Origin of the sequence: Salegentibacter sp. Hel_I_6, assembly GCF_000745315.1 — a bacterium.
Taxonomy (GTDB): domain Bacteria; phylum Bacteroidota; class Bacteroidia; order Flavobacteriales; family Flavobacteriaceae; genus Salegentibacter.
Genome location: NZ_JQNQ01000001.1, coordinates 1,253,064 through 1,273,047, shown reverse-complemented (window position 1 = coordinate 1,273,047; position 19,984 = coordinate 1,253,064). Strand labels below are relative to the sequence as shown.

The following is a 19,984-nucleotide window of genomic DNA, read 5'->3' as shown; positions in this document are numbered from 1 at the left end:
AAAAATATGATTTATAAAAGAAGTAGTGAACTATTTGCAGCAGCGCAAAAGGTAATTCCGGGCGGGGTGAATTCTCCCGTAAGGGCATTTAAAGCAGTTGGCGGCGATCCAATTTTTATTGAGAAAGCGGAAGGTGCTTATTTATTTGATGAAGACGGAAATAAATTAATAGACTACATTAATTCCTGGGGTCCTATGATTTTGGGCCACGCCCATAAACCGGTGGTAGAGGCAGTTGTAGAAAAAGCCAGGAAAGGAACCTCTTTTGGCACCCCAACAGAAATTGAAACCAAAATCGCAGAATTAGCGGTGAAAATGGTGCCGAATATCGATAAAATTAGAATGGTGAATTCGGGTACGGAAGCCACCATGAGTGCGGTTAGACTTGCACGCGGTTTTACGGGAAAAGAAAAGATCATCAAGTTTGCCGGTTGCTATCACGGGCATAGTGATTCGTTTCTTATTCAGGCTGGAAGTGGTGCTATTACTTTTGGCGCACCAAACAGCCCCGGAGTGACCCAGGGCACTGCAAAAGACACTTTACTTGCCAATTATAATGATCTTGAGAATGTAGAGTCTTTGGTTGAAGCGAATAAAGAAGAAATTGCTTGTATTATTATCGAACCGGTTCCTGGAAATATGGGATGTATTCCCCCTACTGAAGGTTTCCTGGAGGGATTGAGAAAGATCTGTGATGAAACAGGGATTCTACTTGTTTTTGATGAGGTAATGACTGGATTTAGACTTGCTGCCGGAGGTGTGCAGGAAAGATTAGGAGTAAACGCCGATATTGTTTGCTTCGGAAAAGTAATTGGTGGTGGCTTGCCGGTTGGTGCTTTTGCGGCCAGGAATGAAATTATGGACTACCTGGCTCCCGTAGGACCGGTTTACCAGGCGGGAACGCTAAGCGGAAATCCTTTGGCAATGGCCGCAGGTCTTGCAATGTTAACAGAATTGAATACAAACCGAAATATTTTTGAAAGTATAGATAAAAAGACTGCATATCTTCATGAAGGAATGGAAAAAGTGCTGGCTCAAAACAATATTGAGTTTACGATAAATAGAGTAGGTTCTATGATCTCGGTGCACTTTGGGAAAGAACCTGTAACCGATTTTGCTTCGGCGGCAACATCTGCAAATCTTGGTACTTTCAATAAATTCTTCCACGGAATGTTGGAAAACGGAATTTATATCGCACCAAGTGCCTATGAAACCTGGTTTATAAGCGACGCACTTTCTTATAAGGATCTTGATGCTACTATTGAAGCAGTAAATAAAGTGGCTAAAACACTTTAAAGATCATCCTGAATTTATTTCAGAGCCTGTTTGGAAAATTATTCGAAGATCCAGGTTTATTAATTTTGTTTGCTTTCATTTTAAAAATTAAAAGCGCCCGAATTTTGGGCGCTTTTTTAATGCAACAATTTATTTAAAAATAGATTAAGCGGCAGGAAGATCTCCTTCCCCTTTGCGAGGTAACATAGATTTTCCCATTAAATATTTATCTACGTGATAGGCAGCTTCACGACCTTCAGAAATTGCCCAAACAATTAATGATTGGCCACGGCGCATATCTCCCGCAGTAAAAATATTTGGAATATTGGTTTGGTAAGCTTCATCTCCTTTAATGTTGGTTCTGCTATCCAATTCAAGACCTAGTTGTTCGCTTAGTGTTTTTTCCGGTCCTGTGAAACCTAAAGCTAAAAGAACCAGTTCACAAGGCCACTCTTTTTCTGAGCCTTCAACTTCTTTTAGTTGGGGTCGCCCATTTTCTCCTTTAACCCATTCTATATTTACCGTTTTTAAAGCTTTTAAATTTCCTTCTTTATCCCGAATAAATTCTTTAGTGTTAATGCTCCAATTTCGCTCTACACCTTCTTCATGAGAAGAAGTGGTTTTTAGCGTGAAAGGCCAATATGGCCAGGGATTATCCTGGTTTCGGTTTTCGGTGGGCATTGGCATAATCTCAAAGTTGGTCACCGATTTAGCTCCGTGACGATTAGAAGTTCCCACACAATCTGATCCTGTATCACCACCACCAATCACAATTACATTTTTACCAGCTGCAGAATACTTTGGCGCCAGGTCTTTTAAACCGTCAACAACTTCATTATTATTTTTAAGGAAATTCATGGCATGCATCACACCTTCGCCTTCTGCACCTTCAATAGGAAGGTTACGGCTCTTAGTAGCACCTCCACATAACACTACTGCGTCAAATTCCTTAAGTTTTTCTGCTTCATAATTTTCGCCTACGTGAACCCCGGTTTCAAATTTAATTCCTTCCTCTTTCATTAAATCAACCCTACGGTCTATCACTTGTTTTTCCATTTTAAAATCTGGAATACCGTAACGAAGAAGTCCGCCAATCTTGTTGTCACGTTCAAACACGGTTACTTCGTGGCCGGCACGGTTAAGTTGTTGTGCAGCGGCAAGACCTGCCGGCCCTGAACCTACAACTGCAGCCGTTTTACCAGTTCTAGATGCCGGTGGGTTTGGTTTAATCCAACCTTCTTTGAATCCGCGTTCTACAATATATTTTTCAATAAGTTCTATCGCAACCGGTGGATCTGTAATTCCTAAAACGCAAGCCGACTCACAGGGCGCAGGGCACAATCTCCCTGTAAACTCCGGGAAGTTATTCGTGCCATGTAAAATATTTAATGCTTTTTTCCAGTCATTTTTATAAACCGCGTGATTAAAATCTGGAATTAAATTTCCAAGGGGACAACCACTATGGCAGAATGGAATTCCGCAATCCATACATCGCGCTCCCTGTACTCCCAATTCTTCGGGAGACATTTCTTTGGTAAATTCAGTATACTCTTTTACTCGTTTCTCAACAGCTTCAGTCTCTTCAACCTTGCGGTCGTATTCCATAAATCCTCTTATCTTACCCATAATTATGCTGTTTTGAGTTCTTTTTGTTCCTTTTTCATTTTCTCTTCTTCCATTTTCTGTAATGCTTTTTTGAATTCTGTTGGCATTACTTTTATGAATTTATCTGAACTTTCTTTCCAGTTTTCCAAAATATCTTTGGCCACATCACTTTCGGTATAGCGATAATGATTTTCGATAAGTTCTTTGAGTTCTGTTTTATTTTCTTCTGAAGGATCTTCTAAACCAATCATCTCCATATTGAAATTATGATGGTCTAAACTATTATCGGCATTATAGATATAAGCGATTCCCCCGCTCATTCCTGCTGCGAAATTTCTTCCAATTTTCCCAAGGATAACGGCGATCCCACCGGTCATATATTCACAACCATGATCTCCAATTCCTTCAATAACGGCTTTAGAGCCAGAATTTCTAACGCAAAAACGTTCACCACCAATTCCATTAATATAAGCTTCCCCATCTGTAGCGCCATATAGCGCAACATTACCAATAATGATATTTTCATTAGATTTAAACGTAGCTTCTTTGGGTTTTCTAACACTTAAAGTTGCTCCAGAAAGTCCTTTTCCAAAGTAATCGTTAGAATTTCCATTGATATTCATCGTTAAACCTTTGGTGGCAAAAGCTCCAAAACTTTGTCCTCCAGAGCCTGTGAAATTCAAAGTTAACGTACCTTCAGGTAAACCTTTGGCCCCGTGAATTTTTGAAATTTCATTGCTTAAAATAGCTCCCGTTGTCCTATTGATGTTGCTAATAGGAAAGTCAAGGCTCATCTTTTCTTTTCGATAAATTGCCGGATGCGCTTGTTTTAGGATTTCAAAATCCAGAACGTTTTCAAGATTGTGATCCTGGGTTTCGGTATTATATAGCGGCATATCTTCATCGATCTTCGGTTTATATAGAATGTTAGAAAGATCTATTCCCTGGGCTTTATAATGCTCAATAGCCCTATTCATATCCAATTTCTGGCTTTGACCCACCATTTCGTTGAGGGTTCTAAAACCAAGATCGGCCATTATTTTTCTTAATTCCTGGGCGATGAAATACATAAAGTTGATTACATCTTCAGGAGTTCCTTTAAACTTCTTACGTAATTCAGGGTCTTGCGTGGCAATTCCTACCGGGCAGGTATTGAGATGGCATGCGCGCATCATGATGCAACCTGAAGCTACCAGCGGTGCAGTAGAAAAACCAAATTCTTCAGCGCCAAGTAGAGCGGCAATTGCCACGTCCCGACCTGTTTTTAACTGGCCATCACATTCCACAACAATCCTGTTTCTAAGATTATTGATAAGTAAAGTTTGTTGCGCCTCGGCGATTCCCAATTCCCACGGTAAACCTGCGTGACGCAGTGAGGTAAGAGGAGAAGCTCCGGTACCACCATCATATCCGGAAATTAAAACTACATCGGCTTTTGCTTTTGCCACACCGGCTGCAATGGTTCCTACTCCAACTTTCGACACCAGCTTTACATTGATTCTGGCCTCACGATTTGCATTTTTAAGATCGAAGATCAATTGCGCTAAATCTTCTATAGAATATATATCGTGGTGAGGTGGTGGTGAAATTAATCCTACATAAGGAGTGGAATTTCTAGTTTTTGCAATATCGGGGTTAACTTTTGGTCCCGGCAATTGACCGCCTTCCCCGGGTTTTGCACCCTGGGCCATCTTAATTTGAATCTCTTTCGCATTACTTAAATAATTAATGGAAACCCCAAACCTTCCAGAAGCTACCTGCTTAATGGCTGAATTTCTCCAGTTCCCGTCAAGATCTTTGTGAAAACGCTGCGGGTCTTCACCGCCTTCTCCAGAGTTACTTTTTCCCTGCATACGGTTCATCGCAACTGCAAGGTTCTCGTGAGCTTCTTTACTTATAGAACCAAAAGACATTGCCCCGGTTTTAAAGCGTTTTACGATCTCTGTCCATGGCTCAACCTCCTCAACAGGAATAGGATTTAAATCACGAAATTTAAACATTCCACGAAGCGTCATTAAGCGCTCGCTTTGGTCATTAATTAGTTTTGCATATTCTTCGTAAGCATTAGTACTATTTTGTTTTACCGCCTGTTGTAGTTTAGCTACACTTGCGGGATTAAACATATGTCGTTCACCCGTCCTTCTCCAGCGGTAATCACCGCCAATTTCCAAATCAAGATCAGTATCAGTTTTTTTAATTTTAAAAGCGTTTTCGAAACGTTTTTGAACTTCTTTTTCAATTTCATACAAACCAATACCCTCAATTCGGGTTGGTGTATTTGTGAAATATTTGTCTACAAATTTTTGATTAAGACCTAGAATTTCAAATATTTGGGCGCCACGGTATGAATGTAATGTAGAAATACCAATCTTATTCATAATCTTTATAATTCCTTTTCCAATGGCTACATTAAAATTCTCTACCGCCACTTCAGGATCTTCTACTTCTATCTCTTTTTCTTCAACCAGGTTGTAGATAATTTCGTTAACCATATAAGGATTTATAGCGCTTGCGCCATAACCAAATAATAATGCAAAATGGTGTGGTTCCCGGGGTTCTGCTGATTCTATAACAATTCCGAAGGAAGATCTGCGGTTATGTTTTTTTACACCGTGATGAACAAATGAACAAGCCAGCAAGCAGGGAATAGGTGCTAATTTAGGATCAGCATTTCTATCGGTTAAAATAATTACATTACAACCCTTATCTACTGCGTTATTAATTTCATGAATAATTTCATCAAGTCTTGCTTCCAGTCCGTTAATCCCTTTTTCGGCTTCATATAAAATTGATATGGAAACCGTTTTAAAGTCTGGGTGTTCTATGTACTTTATCTTATCTAAATCTTCATTTGAAATTACAGGATTTTGAATCCTCAGTTTTTTGGATTGCTCAGGAATAATATCAAATAAGTTTCGGTCTTCGCCTATAGATAGGCTTATGTCGGTTACAATCTCCTCTCGAATACCATCCAGTGGCGGGTTAGTTACCTGGGCAAATAATTGCTTGAAATAATTGAATAAAAGCTGTGGTTTATCTGAAAGTACTGCCAGAGGGATATCGGCACCCATAGAGCCAATTGCTTCTTTGCCCTGAAGCGCCATTGGGCTAATTATCGTTTTAATGTCTTCCTGGGTATATCCAAAGAGTTTTTGCCGGGTATTAATATCTATTTTTTCTACCGGGGTTTTGTTACCGGTATAAGGAACCTCAGATAAGTTAAGTAAATTTTCGTCTATCCATTTTCTATAAGGTCTTTCAGAAATAATTTTTTGTTTTACTTCTTCATCTCCTATAATTCTACCTTCCTGCATATCTACCAGGAACATTCTTCCTGGTTCCAGCCTTCCATGCAATTCTACATTTTCTGGTTTTATCTCTAAAACTCCGGTTTCAGAAGACATAATTACGTACCCATCTTTGGTAAGCGTGTATCTTGAAGGGCGAAGTCCATTTCTATCTAATAAGGCGCCTATATATTTACCGTCTGTGAAAGGAATGGAGGCAGGGCCATCCCAAGGCTCCATAATACAGGCGTTATATTCGTAAAATGCTTTTTTATTATCGACCATGGAAGGGTTTTTCTCCCAGGCTTCTGGCACCATCATCATAATGGCTTCCGGCAGTGAACGTCCTGTTTGTAGAAGCAGTTCCAGCACCATATCCATAGAGGCTGAATCTGATTTTCCTTCAGGAACTATGGGTATAATCTCTTTTAGATCTTCCCCAAATTTTTCGCTTTCAAAAAGCTCTTCCCTGGCTTTCATTCGGCTTAAATTTCCACGTAGCGTGTTTATTTCACCATTATGGCACATATAACGAAAAGGCTGTGCTAAATCCCAGGTTGGGAAGGTATTGGTGGAAAAACGCTGGTGCACCAGTGCGAGTTTGGTTACCACATCTTCCTCATTAAGATCGCGATAATAGGTGTTGATATCTTGCGGCATCAACAGGCCTTTATATATAATAGTGTTGGTTGATAAACTTGGTAAATAAAAATACTCAGCTTCAGAAAGTTCTGACTTTTCAATTCGATGTTCTGCGATTTTTCTTGCGGCAAAAAGCTTTGCATTAAAACTTTCAGCAGAAACATCATCTCCTTTTCCAATAAAAACCTGTTGTACATTAGGTTCAGAAAGTGAAGCGATACTTCCCAGGCATGACCGGTTTACAGGTACTTCACGCCAGCCAATTAGGTTAAGCCCCTGCCCAATTATTTCTTCTTCAAAAATCTCCCGGCATATTTTACGCTGATTATTTGACTGAGGAAGAAAAACCATTCCCACAGCATATTCTCCAAAGTCTGGAAGTTGGAAATCACAGTTTTTCTTAAAAAAATCGTGAGGAATTTCAATTAAAATACCGGCACCATCACCTGTTTTTCCATCTGCACTTACTGCGCCTCTATGCTCCAGGCGAATAAGAATATCTAAGGCTTTATGAATTATATCGTTTGTTCTTTTTCCTTTAAGATTACATATAAAACCTGCGCCGCAATTATCATGCTCAAATTCGGGTGAATAGAGCCCCTGTTTCTTTAATTTCATGTCCTTTTCGTCCTTAAGTTATCGTCTCAAAATTACCTAATTAGATAAATAATATGAAGCCTTTTCAACTTAAAGTAAGAAGAAATTCAGTAAAAACAATTAAATTTGTTATAAATGCTAATTATATAATTAGACCCTTTATATATTGTAAATTCTGTAAAATATAGGGCCGTATTTTGGACATAAAAAAAGCCCGGTTTTATTAAAAACCAGGCTTAATCTAATTTATTCTAAAATTTTAGTCTTTTAAAATAGCTCTTGAAATTACTATTTTTTGAATTTCAGAAGTTCCTTCATAGATCTGGGTGATTTTAGCATCACGCATTAAACGTTCTACGTGGTATTCTTTTACATAACCATTTCCTCCGTGAACCTGTACGGCTTCAGTAGTAACATCCATAGCTGTTTTTGAAGCGTATACTTTTGCCATTGCCCCCGTAAGGTCATAATTTGCACCCTGGTCTTTGTCCCAGGCAGCTTTCATTACCAAATGCCTTGAAGCTTCAATAGAGGTATACATATCAGCAAGTTTAAAAGCAATTGCCTGGTGGTTGCAAATTTCGGTACCAAAAGCTTTCCGTTGTTTTGAATAATCTAAAGCCAATTCGTAAGCACCGGAAGCAATTCCTAAAGCCTGTGCCGCGATTCCAATTCTTCCGCCAGAAAGCGTTTTCATGGCAAATTTAAATCCGAAACCGTCTTCTCCAATTCTATTTTCTTTTGGAACTTTTACATCATTAAAATTCAATGAATGTGTGTCGCTTCCGCGAATTCCCATTTTTTGTTCTTTTGGCCCTATTTCAAAACCTTCCAAACCTTTTTCTACGATAAAGGCGTTTATTCCTTTATGTTTTTTCTCACGGTCGGTTTGTGCGATTACTAAAAAATAATCGGCAGAACTACCGTTTGTAATCCAATTCTTAGTTCCGTTAAGAACGTAATGATCTCCTTTATCTATAGCTGTGGTACGCTGAGAAGTTGCATCACTTCCAGCTTCAGGTTCTGAAAGGCAGAAAGCGCCGAGTTTTTCACCCGTAGTAAGCTTTGTGAGATATTTTTTCTTTTGTTCTTCGTTTCCGTAGGTATCAAGGCCCCAACATACCAGGGAGTTGTTTACCGATACCATCACAGATGCAGATGCGTCTATTTTAGAAAGCTCTTCCATTACCAATATGTAAGCGATGGTATCCATTCCGCCTCCTCCATATTCCGGAGAAGCCATCATTCCAAGAAATCCAAGATCCCCCATCTTTTTTACCAGCTCTCTAGGGAATTCCTGTTTTTCATCTCTCTCAATCACACCCGGCAATAACTCTGTTTTTGCAAAATCACGCGCGGCATCGCGAATCATTATATGTTCTTCTGTAAGTTTGAAATCCATATTATTATTTTAATTTAGGAAAATCTAATTTTGGTCACCAAAGGTAAAGTTTTGGTGTGTAATTTTCAATTTAGTTTCATTAATTTTACGAATATGAAAAAAGCGAACTACAAAGTTATCGGAGTAATGTCTGGCACCTCCCTGGACGGCATCGATTTGGTTTATGTTAATTTTGATTTTAAGAACTCGTGGAGTTACAAGATCTTAAAAGCTGAAACCGTTCCTTACCCCCTGAACTGGCAGGAAACTTTGGCTGGTGCAATTAATTATTCCGAAGAAAGATTAACCGATCTTAATAAGAAATATACCAATTTTTTGGCTGGGATTATTTCTAGATTTATTGAAACCCACCAAATAAAAGATATTGATGCGGTTTGCAGTCACGGTCATACTATTAAACATGAACCGGAAAATAATTATACTTTACAAATTGGAAACTTACCTGAATTGGCTTATCTATCTGGGCAAAAAGTAATTTGCGATTTTAGAGTACAGGATGTTGCATTGGGTGGCCAGGGCGCTCCGCTGGTGCCTATTGGAGATAAATTGCTTTTTTCAGATTATAAATATTGTGTGAATTTGGGCGGTTTTGCAAATATTTCTACGGAAAAAAATGGGCAACGCCTGGCCTATGATATCTGTGCCGTAAACACTGTTTTAAATTACTATTCGCAAAAATTGGGAAAAGAATTTGACGAAGGCGGGAAATTAGCATCTTCAGGTGAATTGAATAAAAATTTACTTAAAGAATTAAATAAACTCCCTTTTTATGCTCAAAAACCCCCAAAATCGTTGGGAATTGAGTGGGTGAAATCTGAAGTTTTTCCTATTCTGGAAAAATACGAGGAGAATATCCCAAATATTCTACACACATTTACGTTTCATCTGGCGCAGCAAATAGCCAAAACTTTAGACGATGGTCCTGAATCTAAAGTATTAATGACCGGCGGCGGTACTTTTAATAATTTTTTGATGCGACTGCTTAAAAATGAATCTCAATGTCATTTCACCATTCCTTCAGATGAAATTATTAACTATAAAGAAGCTCTGATTTTCGGTTTACTGGGAGTTTTAAAACTTAGAGATGAGGTAAATGTATTAAAATCGGTTACCGGTGCTAAAAAAGATCATTCCTCAGGAGTGATTTATGAAATTTGAGATTTTTGCTGAAAAACTAAAAATATACTACTTAGTTTATATATTTGCGAAAAATTAGAGTATTAATGAAGGAATTATTGAAATTATACGAAAATAAAGAACCCGAAATCGTTTTCAACTGGAAAGATTCTGAAACTGAAGCTGAAGGTTGGACCGTAATAAATTCTTTACGCGGTGGTGCTGCCGGCGGTGGAACCAGGATGCGTGTAGGTTTAGATCAAAATGAAGTACTTTCATTAGCTAAAACCATGGAGGTGAAATTTACCGTTTCAGGACCTCCAATTGGAGGAGCAAAGTCTGGAATAAACTTCGATCCAAAAGATCCGCGTAAAAAAGGAGTTTTAGAACGCTGGTATAAGGCAGTTTCGCCATTATTGAAAAGCTACTACGGTACCGGGGGTGATCTTAATGTTGATGAAATAAATGAAGTAATTCCAATTACTGAAGATTGTGGAGTTTGGCACCCACAAGAAGGTGTTTTTAACGGGCATTTTAAACCTACAGAAGCCGATAAGATTAATAGAATTGGACAGTTGCGTCAGGGGGTGATCAAGGTTTTGGAAAATACTCGTTTTTCTCCAGATGTAACCAGAAAATATACCGTCGCAGATATGATTACCGGATACGGCGTAGCCGAATCTGTTAAACATTACTACGATATTTATGGAGGGGATATAAAAGGTAAAAGAGCTATTGTTCAGGGCTTTGGAAATGTTGGTTCAGCCGCAGCTTATTACCTTTCGCAAATGGGTGTTAAGATAGTTGGAATCATAGACCGTGTTGGAGGTTTAATTAATGAAGAAGGATTCACTTTTGAAGAAATTAAAACACTTTTTCTTAATAAGGAAGGAAATACCCTTAAGCACGATAATTTAATTCCTTTTGAAGAAATCAATGAGAAAATTTGGGAACTTGATGCCGAGATATTTGCACCTTGTGCTGCCTCTCGTTTAATCACCCAGGATCAAATTAATAGTCTTATTGAAAGAAAATTAGAGGTCATTACCAGTGGCGCCAATGTCCCTTTTGCCGATAAAGAAATTTTCTTTGGTTCTATTATGGAGTCTACAGATGAAAAAGTAAGCCTAATTCCAGATTTTATAGGAAACTGCGGAATGGCGAGAGTTTTTGCTTATTTTATGGAAAGAAGAGTACAAATGACCGATGAGTCTATTTTTAATGACACTTCTATGACCATTAAAAATGCTATTCAGAATACTTACGATAATAATAGCAGTAAAACCAATATTAGTAAAACCGCTTTTGAGGTTGCGTTAAAGCAATTGGTATAAATTTCTGATTAATCTTTTAATTTTAGTTGATTGAGATTATTTCTGAAGATCCCACTCTCGAGTGGGATTTTTTATGGCCAAAATTGAATGAAATTACGCTCTAAAAAATAAAAAACTCCCAATTAAGATAAAGCAGTTTGCACTGCTAATTATTTTACTAAATTTGATTCACAATTAAATCTGGTTTATCACGTTACATTAAAAACCCTAATAGAAACCTATGCTATACTTTTTTCAGCAGGACGGCGTTGCCGAAGCCGCCCAGGAGGCAGAACCGGTAGTGGAAGAAAAAACCCTGTCTTTATTCGATTTAATGCTTAGTGGAGGCCTTGGAGGCCAAATCATTATCTTTATTCTTTTTATCCTGCTGTTTGCAGCAGTTTATATTTATTTCGAAAGGCTTTTTGCTATAAAATCGGCCAGCCAGGTAGATAAGAATTTTATGCTTCAAATTAAGGATAACGTAGTAAACGGAAATATAGAATCGGCCAAGATGCGTTGTGCACAAAGTGATTCTCCGGTGGCAAGATTAACAGAAAAAGGAATTTCCAGAATTGGAAGCCCTTTAGAGGATATTAATACTGCTATAGAAAACGCGGGACGTTTAGAAGTTTATAAATTAGAAAAGAACGTTAGTGTTCTGGCGACCATCGCAGGAGCCGCCCCAATGATTGGGTTTTTAGGTACCGTAATCGGTATGGTAATTGCTTTTCATGAGTTGGCCACCAGTAGTGGGCAGGCGCAAATGGGAGCATTAGCCGAAGGTATTTATACCGCGATGACCACAACCGTTGCCGGACTTATTGTAGGTATTATTGCCTATATTGGTTATAACCACTTAGTAGTAAAAACCGATAAAGTAGTACACCAAATGGAAGCTACTGCGGTAGATTTCCTTGACCTGTTAAACGAGCCCGCTTAATATGAATTTAAGAGGAAGAAATAAAGTAAGCCCCGAGTTCAGTATGAGCTCGATGACAGATATTGTCTTTCTGTTGTTGATCTTTTTTATGCTCACCTCGCCGGTAATTACTCCAGAAGCTTTGGACCTCATACTTCCAAAAGCTAAAGGAAAAACAACCAGTGTTCAGAATGTTGCGGTGAGTATCACCAAAGACCTTCAATTCTATGTAGACGATCAACGTATTACGCAGTCAGCATTAGAAAGTACTTTAAAAACCAAATTATCTGGCAAAGAAAAGCCAACCATTATTTTAAGGGCTGAAGAAGGAGTGCCTATAGAGAAAGCGGTTAATGTTATGGATATTGCCAACCGAAATAGTTATAAAATCGTTTTAGCGGTTAAACCCGAATAGACCTAATCATGTTAGAAACCAAACACGAAAAAAAATCTTTTACCATCACGGTAGTATTACACGTGCTGTTAATTGCATTGCTATTTCTGTTAGGCTTTAAATATTTAGATCCGCCACCAGAGAGTGGTATTGCTATAAATTTTGGTACTTCTGAAGTGGGCTCCGGAAACGAGCAGCCTACCGAGCCTGTTAAATCGGCTCCACAACAAACTACCGTGCCCGAAGCACAAACACAACCAGAACCGGTTGTGGAAGAGGAAGTGGTAACCCAGCAAACTGAAGAAGCTCCGGTAATTCAGGAAAAGCAGAAGCCAAAGCCAGTAGTAGAAAAGAAACCGGAAAAACCTGTAGAAAAACCACCTGCAGAAAAACCAAAACCAAAGCCTGATCAATCTACTACCGATGCGATGAGTAGTATATTAAACGGGCCCGAACGTTCTGGCACCGAAAGTGGTGGCGAAGGAAATGACAGCCAGGCTGGCGATAAAGGAGACCCCGACGGAGATCCTAATGCAAGTTCTTACTATGGAACGGGTTCTGGTCTTGATGGTGATGGTAATTATCGTTTAGGCGGTAGAAGGGCCTTAAATAAAGAAAAATTTGTTCAGAATTGTAATGAATCAGGTATTGTGGTGGTGCGTATAGAAGTAAACCAAAACGGACAGGTGATTAATGCTACACCTGGAGTAAAAGGAACCACCAATAGTGCTTCCTGCCTCACAGATCCAGCAAGAAGGGCGGCTATGGCCACAAAGTTCAATAGCGATAGTAATGCACCCTCAAGACAGGTGGGAACCATCGTTTATAATTTTCAACTTTCAGAATAAGTGGAGACATATACTATAACTGTCGATTGGATGTTTCAGCAGTTACCTATGTTTCAGCGCGTAGGAGCTCAGGCTTTTAAAAAAGATCTCTCCCGCACTATTAAGTTAGCTGAGCATTTAGATAATCCGCATAAAAAATTCAAATCGGTTCATATCGCCGGTACCAACGGGAAAGGTTCCACCAGCCATATGCTGGCTTCAGTTTTACAGGAAGCGGGCTATAAAGTTGGATTGTACACTTCACCACATTTAAAAGATTTCCGGGAGCGAATTAAAATCAATGGAAAATTTATTTCGAAGAAATCTGTAGTAGACTTTATTAAGCAACACAAAGATTTTCTAACGGAAAATGAACTTTCATTTTTTGAAATGACCGTAGGGATGGCATTTCAGTATTTTGCCCAGGAAAAGGTGGATATTGCGGTTATTGAAGTAGGATTGGGCGGTCGCCTTGATTCTACTAATATAATTACGCCTGAAGTCTCGGTAATCACTAATATAGGATTAGACCATACTGCGTTTTTAGGAACTTCAATTCCCGAAATTGCTGCTGAAAAAGCCGGGATTATTAAAAATAATATTCCGGTAATTATTGGTGAAAAACAGAAGGAAACTACAGGTATTTTTAAAAAAATAGCTAAAGAAAATAATTCAGAAATCTATTTTGCTGAAGCCCTTAAATTTGAAAAATATCATACCGATCTTAAGGGTGATTACCAGAATAAAAACATTAAAAGTGTACTTGCTGCGGTTAAAGTGTTAAGAGAAAGAGGCTGGGAGATCCCTGAAGAATCTTTGAAGAATGGACTCAATAGTGTGAAACTTCATACTTCACTGCAAGGTCGTTGGGATATTTTAAAAGAAAAACCGAAGGTTATTTGTGATACGGCTCACAATGCAGAAGGTTTAACTTTGGTATTTAAGCAATTAAAAAGAGAGAAATTTCAACATTTACATATTGTTATGGGAGTTGTAAATGATAAAGATTTAGAAAAAATACTTCCATTATTTCCAAAAACAGCAATTTATTATTTTTCAAAACCAGAAGTCCCCCGCGGACTTGAAGCTAAAATATTAAAGGAAAAAGCAGCAGAATTCGAGTTAGAGGGGAGGGTATATAATTCTATTTCAGAAGCCTACGAAGCTGCGCTGGAAACGGCCTTAGACGAAGACCTGGTGTTTGTTGGAGGTAGTACATTTACCGTAGCAGAAATAATTTAATTTTTTTGAAATTTTTCTTGGTGTAGATTAAAAACTAATCTATATTTGCATCCGCATTCAGGAATAGGGCGCGTAGCTCAGTTGGTTCAGAGCACTTGGTTTACACCCAAGGGGTCAGGGGTTCGAATCCCTTCGCGCCCACAGAATTGAAAAGGCTTCTATAAAAGGAAGCCTTTTTTTAGCTTATTGAAAGCTTTAGTTTTATTGATTTTTAGGGCGCGTAGCTCAGTTGGTTCAGAGCACTTGGTTTACACCCAAGGGGTCAGGGGTTCGAATCCCTTCGCGCCCACACAAAATTAAGATTTCCATATTTTGAAGATCTTTTTCGCTTTTATAGAAAGTTCGCTCAGTTGGTTCAGAGCATCTCGATTTTCTATCGGGAGGGTCAGGGATTTTCGAAGTAAATTCGGAATAACTAAATCCCTTCGCGCCGTAAACATTTGAAAGCTCGCTAAAAAAGGTTTATTCCCTTTAAACTATTCCTGAGATTATGAGATTGCTTTCAGCTTATAAATCAATATAAGCTTAGATCTTGAAATAAATGGATGACGATTAAAGAATCCTTTTTACGGTATAATCAAACCAAAGTTTTTTCTTCAGCCTCAATATAATTAGCAAGATATTGAGCGTCTTTTTTAATTCCGCCTAAAGTTGCTGAGCCTCGAGTATGCAACCAGGGAAGACCAATAAAATAAAGTCCTTCCATATTACTAATGCCACGATTATGTTTGGGATATCCGTCTTTAGTGAGTTCCAAACCTTCTATCCAACTAAAATTAGGTCTATAGCCCGTGGCCCATACGATATTCCTTAGTTTTTCAATCTTTCGATTTTCAGTAATGATAATTTCGCCTTTTGCATTCTTGGTTTTTCCTACAGGTATTACATTATCTCTTTTTAGGATCCCCTTTACATCGGTTCCAATAATAGGTTGCTTAGACTGACTCAGCTTTTTTCCTAGCCAGGTTTTTCTGCTAAAATTTAGAAAACCTATTTTGGTGAACCACCACCATAATGTTTTTCCTAAAATTTCCTGTGGAAGTACACGAACATCGGTAGTTCCGGAAAAATAAGTAGTCCTGTCGGTTTGTGAAATTTCATCTAAAATTTGAAAACCTGAATCTCCGGCTCCTACAACCATAGCAGGTCCTTTCTGCAATTGACTGGGATTTTTATAGTAGTTACTATGAATTTGGAAAACATCTGTTGCTATTTTCTTTGAAAAAGATGGCGTATATGGAATATGAAAAGGCCCGGTAGCAATAACTACATTTCTAGATTTAATCTCGCCATTTCGATGTTTCAGAATAAAGTAATCATTTTCTTTGCTAACCTGCTCTACCAAAGTGTTTAAACGAATTTCTATATTAAATTCGACGATATAATTTTTAAAATATTCAGCTACATCTTTCTTGGTTGGATAATAGCCTTCTTCCGCAGGAAAATCCATTCCCGGTAGATTATTGAATTCTGAAGGAGTAAAGAGTTTAAGTGAATCCCAGCGACTTAACCAGGAAGCGCCAACTTCATTTTCTTTATCTACAATAACATAATTTTTGCCAAGCTGGTTAAGATAATAGGCCATAGAAAGTCCGGCCTGTGCACCACCAACAATTACAAAATCTAACATTTATTCGGTTTTTTTGTAAAGGTAAGTTTTAATTTCTATCCACTAAATCTGTTGGAAAGCTTTAGAATTGCTAATTTTAAATGAAATTTAGTTTATGGAAAGAAATATTAGGCCTTATGTTCTGGCAGAAACAAACTGGAAGCACGTAAAAGATGAAGATTTTAGTGTAGCAGTTTTGCCCTGGGGCGCAACCGAAGCACATAACTACCATTTGCCGTATGCTACCGATAATATTCTTGCCGAAGAAGCAGCGATAAGTGCTGCGGGAAAAGCCTGGGAAAAGAAAGCTAAGGCAGTGGTCTTACCTACAATTCCTTTTGGGGTTAATACCGGCCAAATGGATTTGAAGTTATGTATGAATCTTAATCCCAGTACTCAGTATGCTATTTTAAAAGATGTAGCGCAGGTTTTGCAGAAGCATGAGATCAATAAGCTGGTGATTCTAAATGCTCACGGTGGAAATAATTTTAAGCAAATGATTAGGGAATTAAGCCTCGAATATCCTAAGCTTTTCGCCTGTTCTGTAAACTGGTGGCAAACTACAGATGCAACGCCTTATTTTTATGAACCCGGCGATCACGCTGGGGAACTGGAAACCGCTGCGGTTATGCATTTGCGGCCCGAGTTGATTTTACCTCTTGAAGAAGCCGGAGATGGTAGGGCTAAAACATTTAAAATAAAAGCTTTAAAAGAAGGTTGGGCAAGTGCACAGCGAGAATGGAAAAGCGTAACAGAAGATACAGGTGTAGGAAATCCAAAAGCTGCAACAGCTGAAAAGGGAAAGATTTTCATTGAAAAAGCAACCGATATGATCGCTGATTTCTTTGTAGAATTACATTCGGCAGATCTTAAAGATATGTATCATTAATTATAGGAAAATCTATGCTTAAAGCTTTAGCGTATATTTTTGGATTTTTACTTTTGGGGGAATTAATAACCTATTTTTTTGAAATTCCAATCGCGGGAAATATTCTTGGAATGTTTTTGATTTTTATAGCGCTGCGTTTAAAACTAATAAAGCTTGAAGATGTAAAACCGGCCTCAGATAAACTCATAAAATACCTGGTATTATTCTTTATTCCTTATGGCGTAGGACTTATGGTGTATTTTGAAATAATCGCCGATTACTGGATGCCAATTTCTATAGCAGTAATTGCCAGCACTGTAATCACACTTTATATTTCAGCATTAATTATTGAAAAACTCGGGAAGTGATGCAGGAATTCTTTCAACTTCCAGTTTTCGGAGTTTTTATAAGCATTATCGCCTTTGCGGGTGCGCGCCAACTTCGCAAGAAATATGATTATGTATTACTGAATCCCGTTTTGGTAGCTATTGTTGCTATAATTCTATTCTTGTTAATTTTCAATATTGATTTTGAAGATTATAATCGGGGCGGTAAGTTTATTAGTTTCTTCCTGGGGCCTTCGGTAGTTGCTCTTGGGGTTTTCTTCTATGAGAAATATGAAGAAGTAAAACAGAATTTAAAAGTGTTTTTACTTTCTGTAGCGGTCGGTGGAGTTAGCGGAATTTTAACCGTGATTATTTTCCTTTTGCTCTTAAAAGTTCCCGATTTTATTGTTCAATCGCTAGCAGCAAAATCGGTTACTACACCAATTGCTATTGAAATTACGAAACTTACCGGTGGAATTCCGGAAATTACTGCCGGAATAGTAATTGCCGTCGGAATTTTTGGAAATGCTTTTGGCCCTTTTATTCTGAAAAGATTAGGCATTAAAAGTAAAATTGCGATTGGCACGGCACTAGGAACCGCGGCTCATGGCATAGGAACTGCCCGCGCTTTTGAGGAAAGCAAACTGGCAGGAGTTTACAGCGGCCTTGCTATGTGTGTAAACGGAATAATCACAGCGCTAATCACTCCTTATTTGCTTCAGTTATTTTTGGGGAATTTCTCCTGATTCATTTTCACCCTTTTCTGTCTTATTTTTAAAATATTCAATAATTGATGGCGCGGTAAGTCCGTGAACCACTACCGAGATCAAAATAATATAAGCGGTAATTGAGTAAAGCTCATTCTTATATTCAAATCCGTCAAATTCTACAAATGCCCAGGAGAGATAAAATACCGATCCAATTCCTTTAATTCCAAGGAAACTAATTGCCAGTTTGTTTTTGAAATTGTCCTTAATTCCTATCATACTTATCACTCCGGCCAGGGGTCTAATAATTAGTACAAAAGCAAAAGCAAATACAATTCCGCGCCAATCGGTAAGGCTTAGCATACCATTCATAATGGAACCACCAAAAAGAATAATCCATACCACCAGTAAAATTCGTTCTATTTCGTGAACAAAATCGTGCATTTTGGTTTTATAATCTCCACTAACTTTTTCATAATGCCGAAGGCTCAATCCAGTGAAAAATACTGCAAGAAAGCCATAACCATGAATAAGTTCTGTCGCGCCATAACTAAATAGAGTAAGTGATAGGGCAAGAAAACCATCAAAAGTATTGATTCCGGCGTGCTTGTGTACTTTGTCTAAAATAAAACCAATTGCATTTCCAATCGCAAAACCTGCTATGGTCCCAATAATAATTTTTAAAAAGAATTTATCCAACATCCAATCGGTGAAATCAAAGGCGGCCCAACTTCCGGCCTGGGCTACTAGTACCGCCATATAAGTGAATGGAAAGGCTAAACCATCATTTAATCCCGCCTCTGCGGTAAGAGCGAATCTTATTTTTCCTTTATATTCTTTTTCTCTTTCGGGATCATCAAGCTGCGTCTCGGCAGCCAATACAGGATCTGTAGGAGCAAGAATTGCGGCGAGTAAAAGCGATGAAGGAACACTTAAAAAGAGAAAATTATTTCCTAAAAAATAGGCAGATACCATACAAATAGGCATCGTGACAAAAACCAGTAATAAAGGCCTTTTCCATGCTTTAAAGCTATAATTATTTCCAATTTTTAACCCGGCTCCCATCAGGGAAATAATCACGATCATTTCAGAAAAATACATAAGACCTTTATCGGCCCACAAGGGATCTGGCCACCCAATGGGCAAGCCCAGGGAGAATAATAAAAAACCAATTAGGAGTAAAATTATAGGACCGCTAATTTTTATTCGCTTCGAAATTGAAGGTAGCCAGGCCATAATAAGCGTGGTAAAACCAATTCCCGCTAAAATCCAGTAGTGTTCTTTCATACGCTTATAAAAATAAAGATTTTAATTGATCCAGAATGAGGAGCTTTAAATTTTGACATAAGTCTAACATCTTAGTTTTATTAGTTATTTCCAGTGTAATATCTAAACAGCTGATATTTATCATATTAAAAATTTTAAATACAGACTAACTTTGAGAGATAACCAAGCCTTTTCTAAGATGGATACTTCTTTATTTCTCGCTAAATTTTGGGGTTGGTACCTCTTAATTTTCTTTTTTGTACTAAGTTTCAACCCCAGGCGAATACAACAAATATTTGAAGATTTAAAAGATCAAAAATTTTTGATACTTGCCGCTTTTGCTGCAATAATTATAGGCTTAGTCAATATTTTATTCCACAATATCTGGGAACTAAACTGGAAATTTATAATTACCGCCCTGGGTTGGAGTTCACTTTTTTTTGGTCTTGGCTTATTTGTTTTCCCTCAATCTACTACCAGAAAACTTACTGTACTAAACCTCAAATTCGTGCAAACCATTTACGTCTTGCTTTTTTTTTTAGGAATTTTCCTACTCAATATGGGCTACGAACTCGTATTGTATTGA

The 19,984-nt window shown here is 38.1% G+C and carries 16 protein-coding genes and 2 tRNA genes; 13 read left to right on the top strand and 5 right to left on the bottom strand.

Translation table 11 applies throughout. From position 1 onward, the window contains the following. Positions 1 to 6 precede the first annotated feature (6 nt). On the top strand, positions 7 to 1,296 hold the full coding sequence (gene hemL / locus FG27_RS05775) for a glutamate-1-semialdehyde 2,1-aminomutase (RefSeq protein ID WP_037316726.1): 1,290 nt from the start codon (positions 7 to 9) through the stop codon (positions 1,294 to 1,296). Between the two features lie 144 nt (positions 1,297 to 1,440). On the opposite strand, the gene FG27_RS05770 is transcribed toward hemL, so the two are convergent. From FG27_RS05770 to FG27_RS05760, 3 genes are all read right to left on the bottom strand, one after another. Next, positions 1,441 to 2,901 carry a glutamate synthase subunit beta gene (locus tag FG27_RS05770; RefSeq protein ID WP_037316724.1) on the bottom strand — a complete coding sequence of 487 codons (1,461 nt, stop codon included), beginning with the start codon at positions 2,899 to 2,901 and terminating at the stop codon, positions 1,441 to 1,443. A 2-nt stretch (positions 2,902 to 2,903) separates the two neighbouring features. Then, positions 2,904 to 7,427 carry a glutamate synthase large subunit gene (gene gltB, locus FG27_RS05765; protein WP_037316722.1) on the bottom strand — a complete coding sequence of 1,508 codons (4,524 nt, stop codon included), beginning with the start codon at positions 7,425 to 7,427 and terminating at the stop codon, positions 2,904 to 2,906. 238 nt (positions 7,428 to 7,665) lie between these two features. Further along, a complete protein-coding gene (locus FG27_RS05760) occupies positions 7,666 to 8,808 on the bottom strand; it encodes an acyl-CoA dehydrogenase (RefSeq protein ID WP_037316720.1) in 1,143 nt (380 codons plus the stop codon). 93 nt (positions 8,809 to 8,901) lie between these two features. On the opposite strand from FG27_RS05760, the gene FG27_RS05755 reads away from it, so the two are divergent. From FG27_RS05755 to FG27_RS05720, 8 genes are all read left to right on the top strand, one after another. Beyond that, complete coding sequence (locus FG27_RS05755) at positions 8,902 to 9,966, top strand: anhydro-N-acetylmuramic acid kinase (RefSeq protein WP_037316718.1); 1,065 nt, start codon at positions 8,902 to 8,904, stop codon at positions 9,964 to 9,966. Positions 9,967 to 10,031: 65 nt separating this feature from the next. Then, on the top strand, positions 10,032 to 11,258 hold the full coding sequence (locus tag FG27_RS05750) for a Glu/Leu/Phe/Val dehydrogenase dimerization domain-containing protein (RefSeq protein WP_037316716.1): 1,227 nt from the start codon (positions 10,032 to 10,034) through the stop codon (positions 11,256 to 11,258). A gap of 220 nt (positions 11,259 to 11,478) precedes the next feature. Continuing rightward, a complete protein-coding gene (locus FG27_RS05745; RefSeq protein ID WP_037316714.1) occupies positions 11,479 to 12,180 on the top strand; it encodes a MotA/TolQ/ExbB proton channel family protein in 702 nt (233 codons plus the stop codon). Between the two features lies 1 nt (position 12,181). After that, positions 12,182 to 12,574, top strand: coding sequence for a biopolymer transporter ExbD (locus FG27_RS05740; RefSeq protein ID WP_037316712.1), 393 nt, complete (start codon positions 12,182 to 12,184; stop codon positions 12,572 to 12,574). A gap of 8 nt (positions 12,575 to 12,582) precedes the next feature. Continuing rightward, positions 12,583 to 13,401 carry a hypothetical protein gene (locus tag FG27_RS05735; protein WP_037316710.1) on the top strand — a complete coding sequence of 273 codons (819 nt, stop codon included), beginning with the start codon at positions 12,583 to 12,585 and terminating at the stop codon, positions 13,399 to 13,401. Positions 13,402 to 13,431: 30 nt separating this feature from the next. Continuing rightward, on the top strand, positions 13,432 to 14,622 hold the full coding sequence (locus tag FG27_RS05730) for a folylpolyglutamate synthase/dihydrofolate synthase family protein (protein WP_037316708.1): 1,191 nt from the start codon (positions 13,432 to 13,434) through the stop codon (positions 14,620 to 14,622). A 66-nt stretch (positions 14,623 to 14,688) separates the two neighbouring features. Next, positions 14,689 to 14,763: transfer RNA gene (locus tag FG27_RS05725), tRNA-Val, on the top strand. Between the two features lie 73 nt (positions 14,764 to 14,836). Continuing rightward, a tRNA-Val gene (locus FG27_RS05720) sits at positions 14,837 to 14,911 on the top strand. A 288-nt stretch (positions 14,912 to 15,199) separates the two neighbouring features. On the opposite strand, the gene FG27_RS05715 is transcribed toward FG27_RS05720, so the two are convergent. Continuing rightward, positions 15,200 to 16,252 (bottom strand): NAD(P)/FAD-dependent oxidoreductase, encoded by a 1,053-nt coding sequence (locus FG27_RS05715; protein WP_037316706.1) that lies wholly within the window; start codon positions 16,250 to 16,252, stop codon positions 15,200 to 15,202. 94 nt (positions 16,253 to 16,346) lie between these two features. On the opposite strand from FG27_RS05715, the gene FG27_RS05710 reads away from it, so the two are divergent. From FG27_RS05710 to FG27_RS05700, 3 genes are read left to right on the top strand one after another with little or no spacing between them, the layout of a single operon-like run. Next, positions 16,347 to 17,120 carry a creatininase family protein gene (locus tag FG27_RS05710; RefSeq protein WP_037316704.1) on the top strand — a complete coding sequence of 258 codons (774 nt, stop codon included), beginning with the start codon at positions 16,347 to 16,349 and terminating at the stop codon, positions 17,118 to 17,120. Positions 17,121 to 17,134: 14 nt separating this feature from the next. Next, positions 17,135 to 17,467, top strand: a complete 333-nt coding sequence (locus tag FG27_RS05705) for a CidA/LrgA family protein (RefSeq protein ID WP_037316702.1) — start codon at positions 17,135 to 17,137, stop codon at positions 17,465 to 17,467. Further along, entirely contained in the window at positions 17,467 to 18,171 is a 705-nt protein-coding gene (locus FG27_RS05700) for an LrgB family protein (protein ID WP_037316700.1), read from the top strand. The genes FG27_RS05705 and FG27_RS05700 overlap by 1 nt, the downstream gene beginning before the upstream one ends. On the opposite strand, the gene FG27_RS05695 is transcribed toward FG27_RS05700, so the two are convergent. Then, entirely contained in the window at positions 18,148 to 19,419 is a 1,272-nt protein-coding gene (locus FG27_RS05695; RefSeq protein ID WP_037316699.1) for a sodium:proton antiporter, read from the bottom strand. The two genes, FG27_RS05700 and FG27_RS05695, sit on opposite strands and share 24 nt — an antisense overlap. A 151-nt stretch (positions 19,420 to 19,570) precedes the next feature. On the opposite strand from FG27_RS05695, the gene FG27_RS05690 reads away from it, so the two are divergent. Continuing rightward, a complete protein-coding gene (locus tag FG27_RS05690) occupies positions 19,571 to 19,984 on the top strand; it encodes a hypothetical protein (protein WP_231563288.1) in 414 nt (137 codons plus the stop codon).

What these genes read in the sequence shown, in the direction of transcription:
- hemL (WP_037316726.1), top strand. Translation starts at nt 7, where the DNA reads ATGATTTATAAAAGAAGTAGTGAACTATTTGCAGCAGCGCAAAAGGTA.
- FG27_RS05770 (WP_037316724.1), bottom strand. Translation starts at nt 2,901, where the DNA reads ATGGGTAAGATAAGAGGATTTATGGAATACGACCGCAAGGTTGAAGAG.
- gltB (WP_037316722.1), bottom strand. Translation starts at nt 7,427, where the DNA reads ATGAAATTAAAGAAACAGGGGCTCTATTCACCCGAATTTGAGCATGAT.
- FG27_RS05760 (WP_037316720.1), bottom strand. Translation starts at nt 8,808, where the DNA reads ATGGATTTCAAACTTACAGAAGAACATATAATGATTCGCGATGCCGCG.
- FG27_RS05755 (WP_037316718.1), top strand. Translation starts at nt 8,902, where the DNA reads ATGAAAAAAGCGAACTACAAAGTTATCGGAGTAATGTCTGGCACCTCC.
- FG27_RS05750 (WP_037316716.1), top strand. Translation starts at nt 10,032, where the DNA reads ATGAAGGAATTATTGAAATTATACGAAAATAAAGAACCCGAAATCGTT.
- FG27_RS05745 (WP_037316714.1), top strand. Translation starts at nt 11,479, where the DNA reads ATGCTATACTTTTTTCAGCAGGACGGCGTTGCCGAAGCCGCCCAGGAG.
- FG27_RS05740 (WP_037316712.1), top strand. Translation starts at nt 12,182, where the DNA reads ATGAATTTAAGAGGAAGAAATAAAGTAAGCCCCGAGTTCAGTATGAGC.
- FG27_RS05735 (WP_037316710.1), top strand. Translation starts at nt 12,583, where the DNA reads ATGTTAGAAACCAAACACGAAAAAAAATCTTTTACCATCACGGTAGTA.
- FG27_RS05730 (WP_037316708.1), top strand. Translation starts at nt 13,432, where the DNA reads ATGTTTCAGCAGTTACCTATGTTTCAGCGCGTAGGAGCTCAGGCTTTT.
- FG27_RS05715 (WP_037316706.1), bottom strand. Translation starts at nt 16,252, where the DNA reads ATGTTAGATTTTGTAATTGTTGGTGGTGCACAGGCCGGACTTTCTATG.
- FG27_RS05710 (WP_037316704.1), top strand. Translation starts at nt 16,347, where the DNA reads ATGGAAAGAAATATTAGGCCTTATGTTCTGGCAGAAACAAACTGGAAG.
- FG27_RS05705 (WP_037316702.1), top strand. Translation starts at nt 17,135, where the DNA reads ATGCTTAAAGCTTTAGCGTATATTTTTGGATTTTTACTTTTGGGGGAA.
- FG27_RS05700 (WP_037316700.1), top strand. Translation starts at nt 17,467, where the DNA reads ATGCAGGAATTCTTTCAACTTCCAGTTTTCGGAGTTTTTATAAGCATT.
- FG27_RS05695 (WP_037316699.1), bottom strand. Translation starts at nt 19,419, where the DNA reads ATGAAAGAACACTACTGGATTTTAGCGGGAATTGGTTTTACCACGCTT.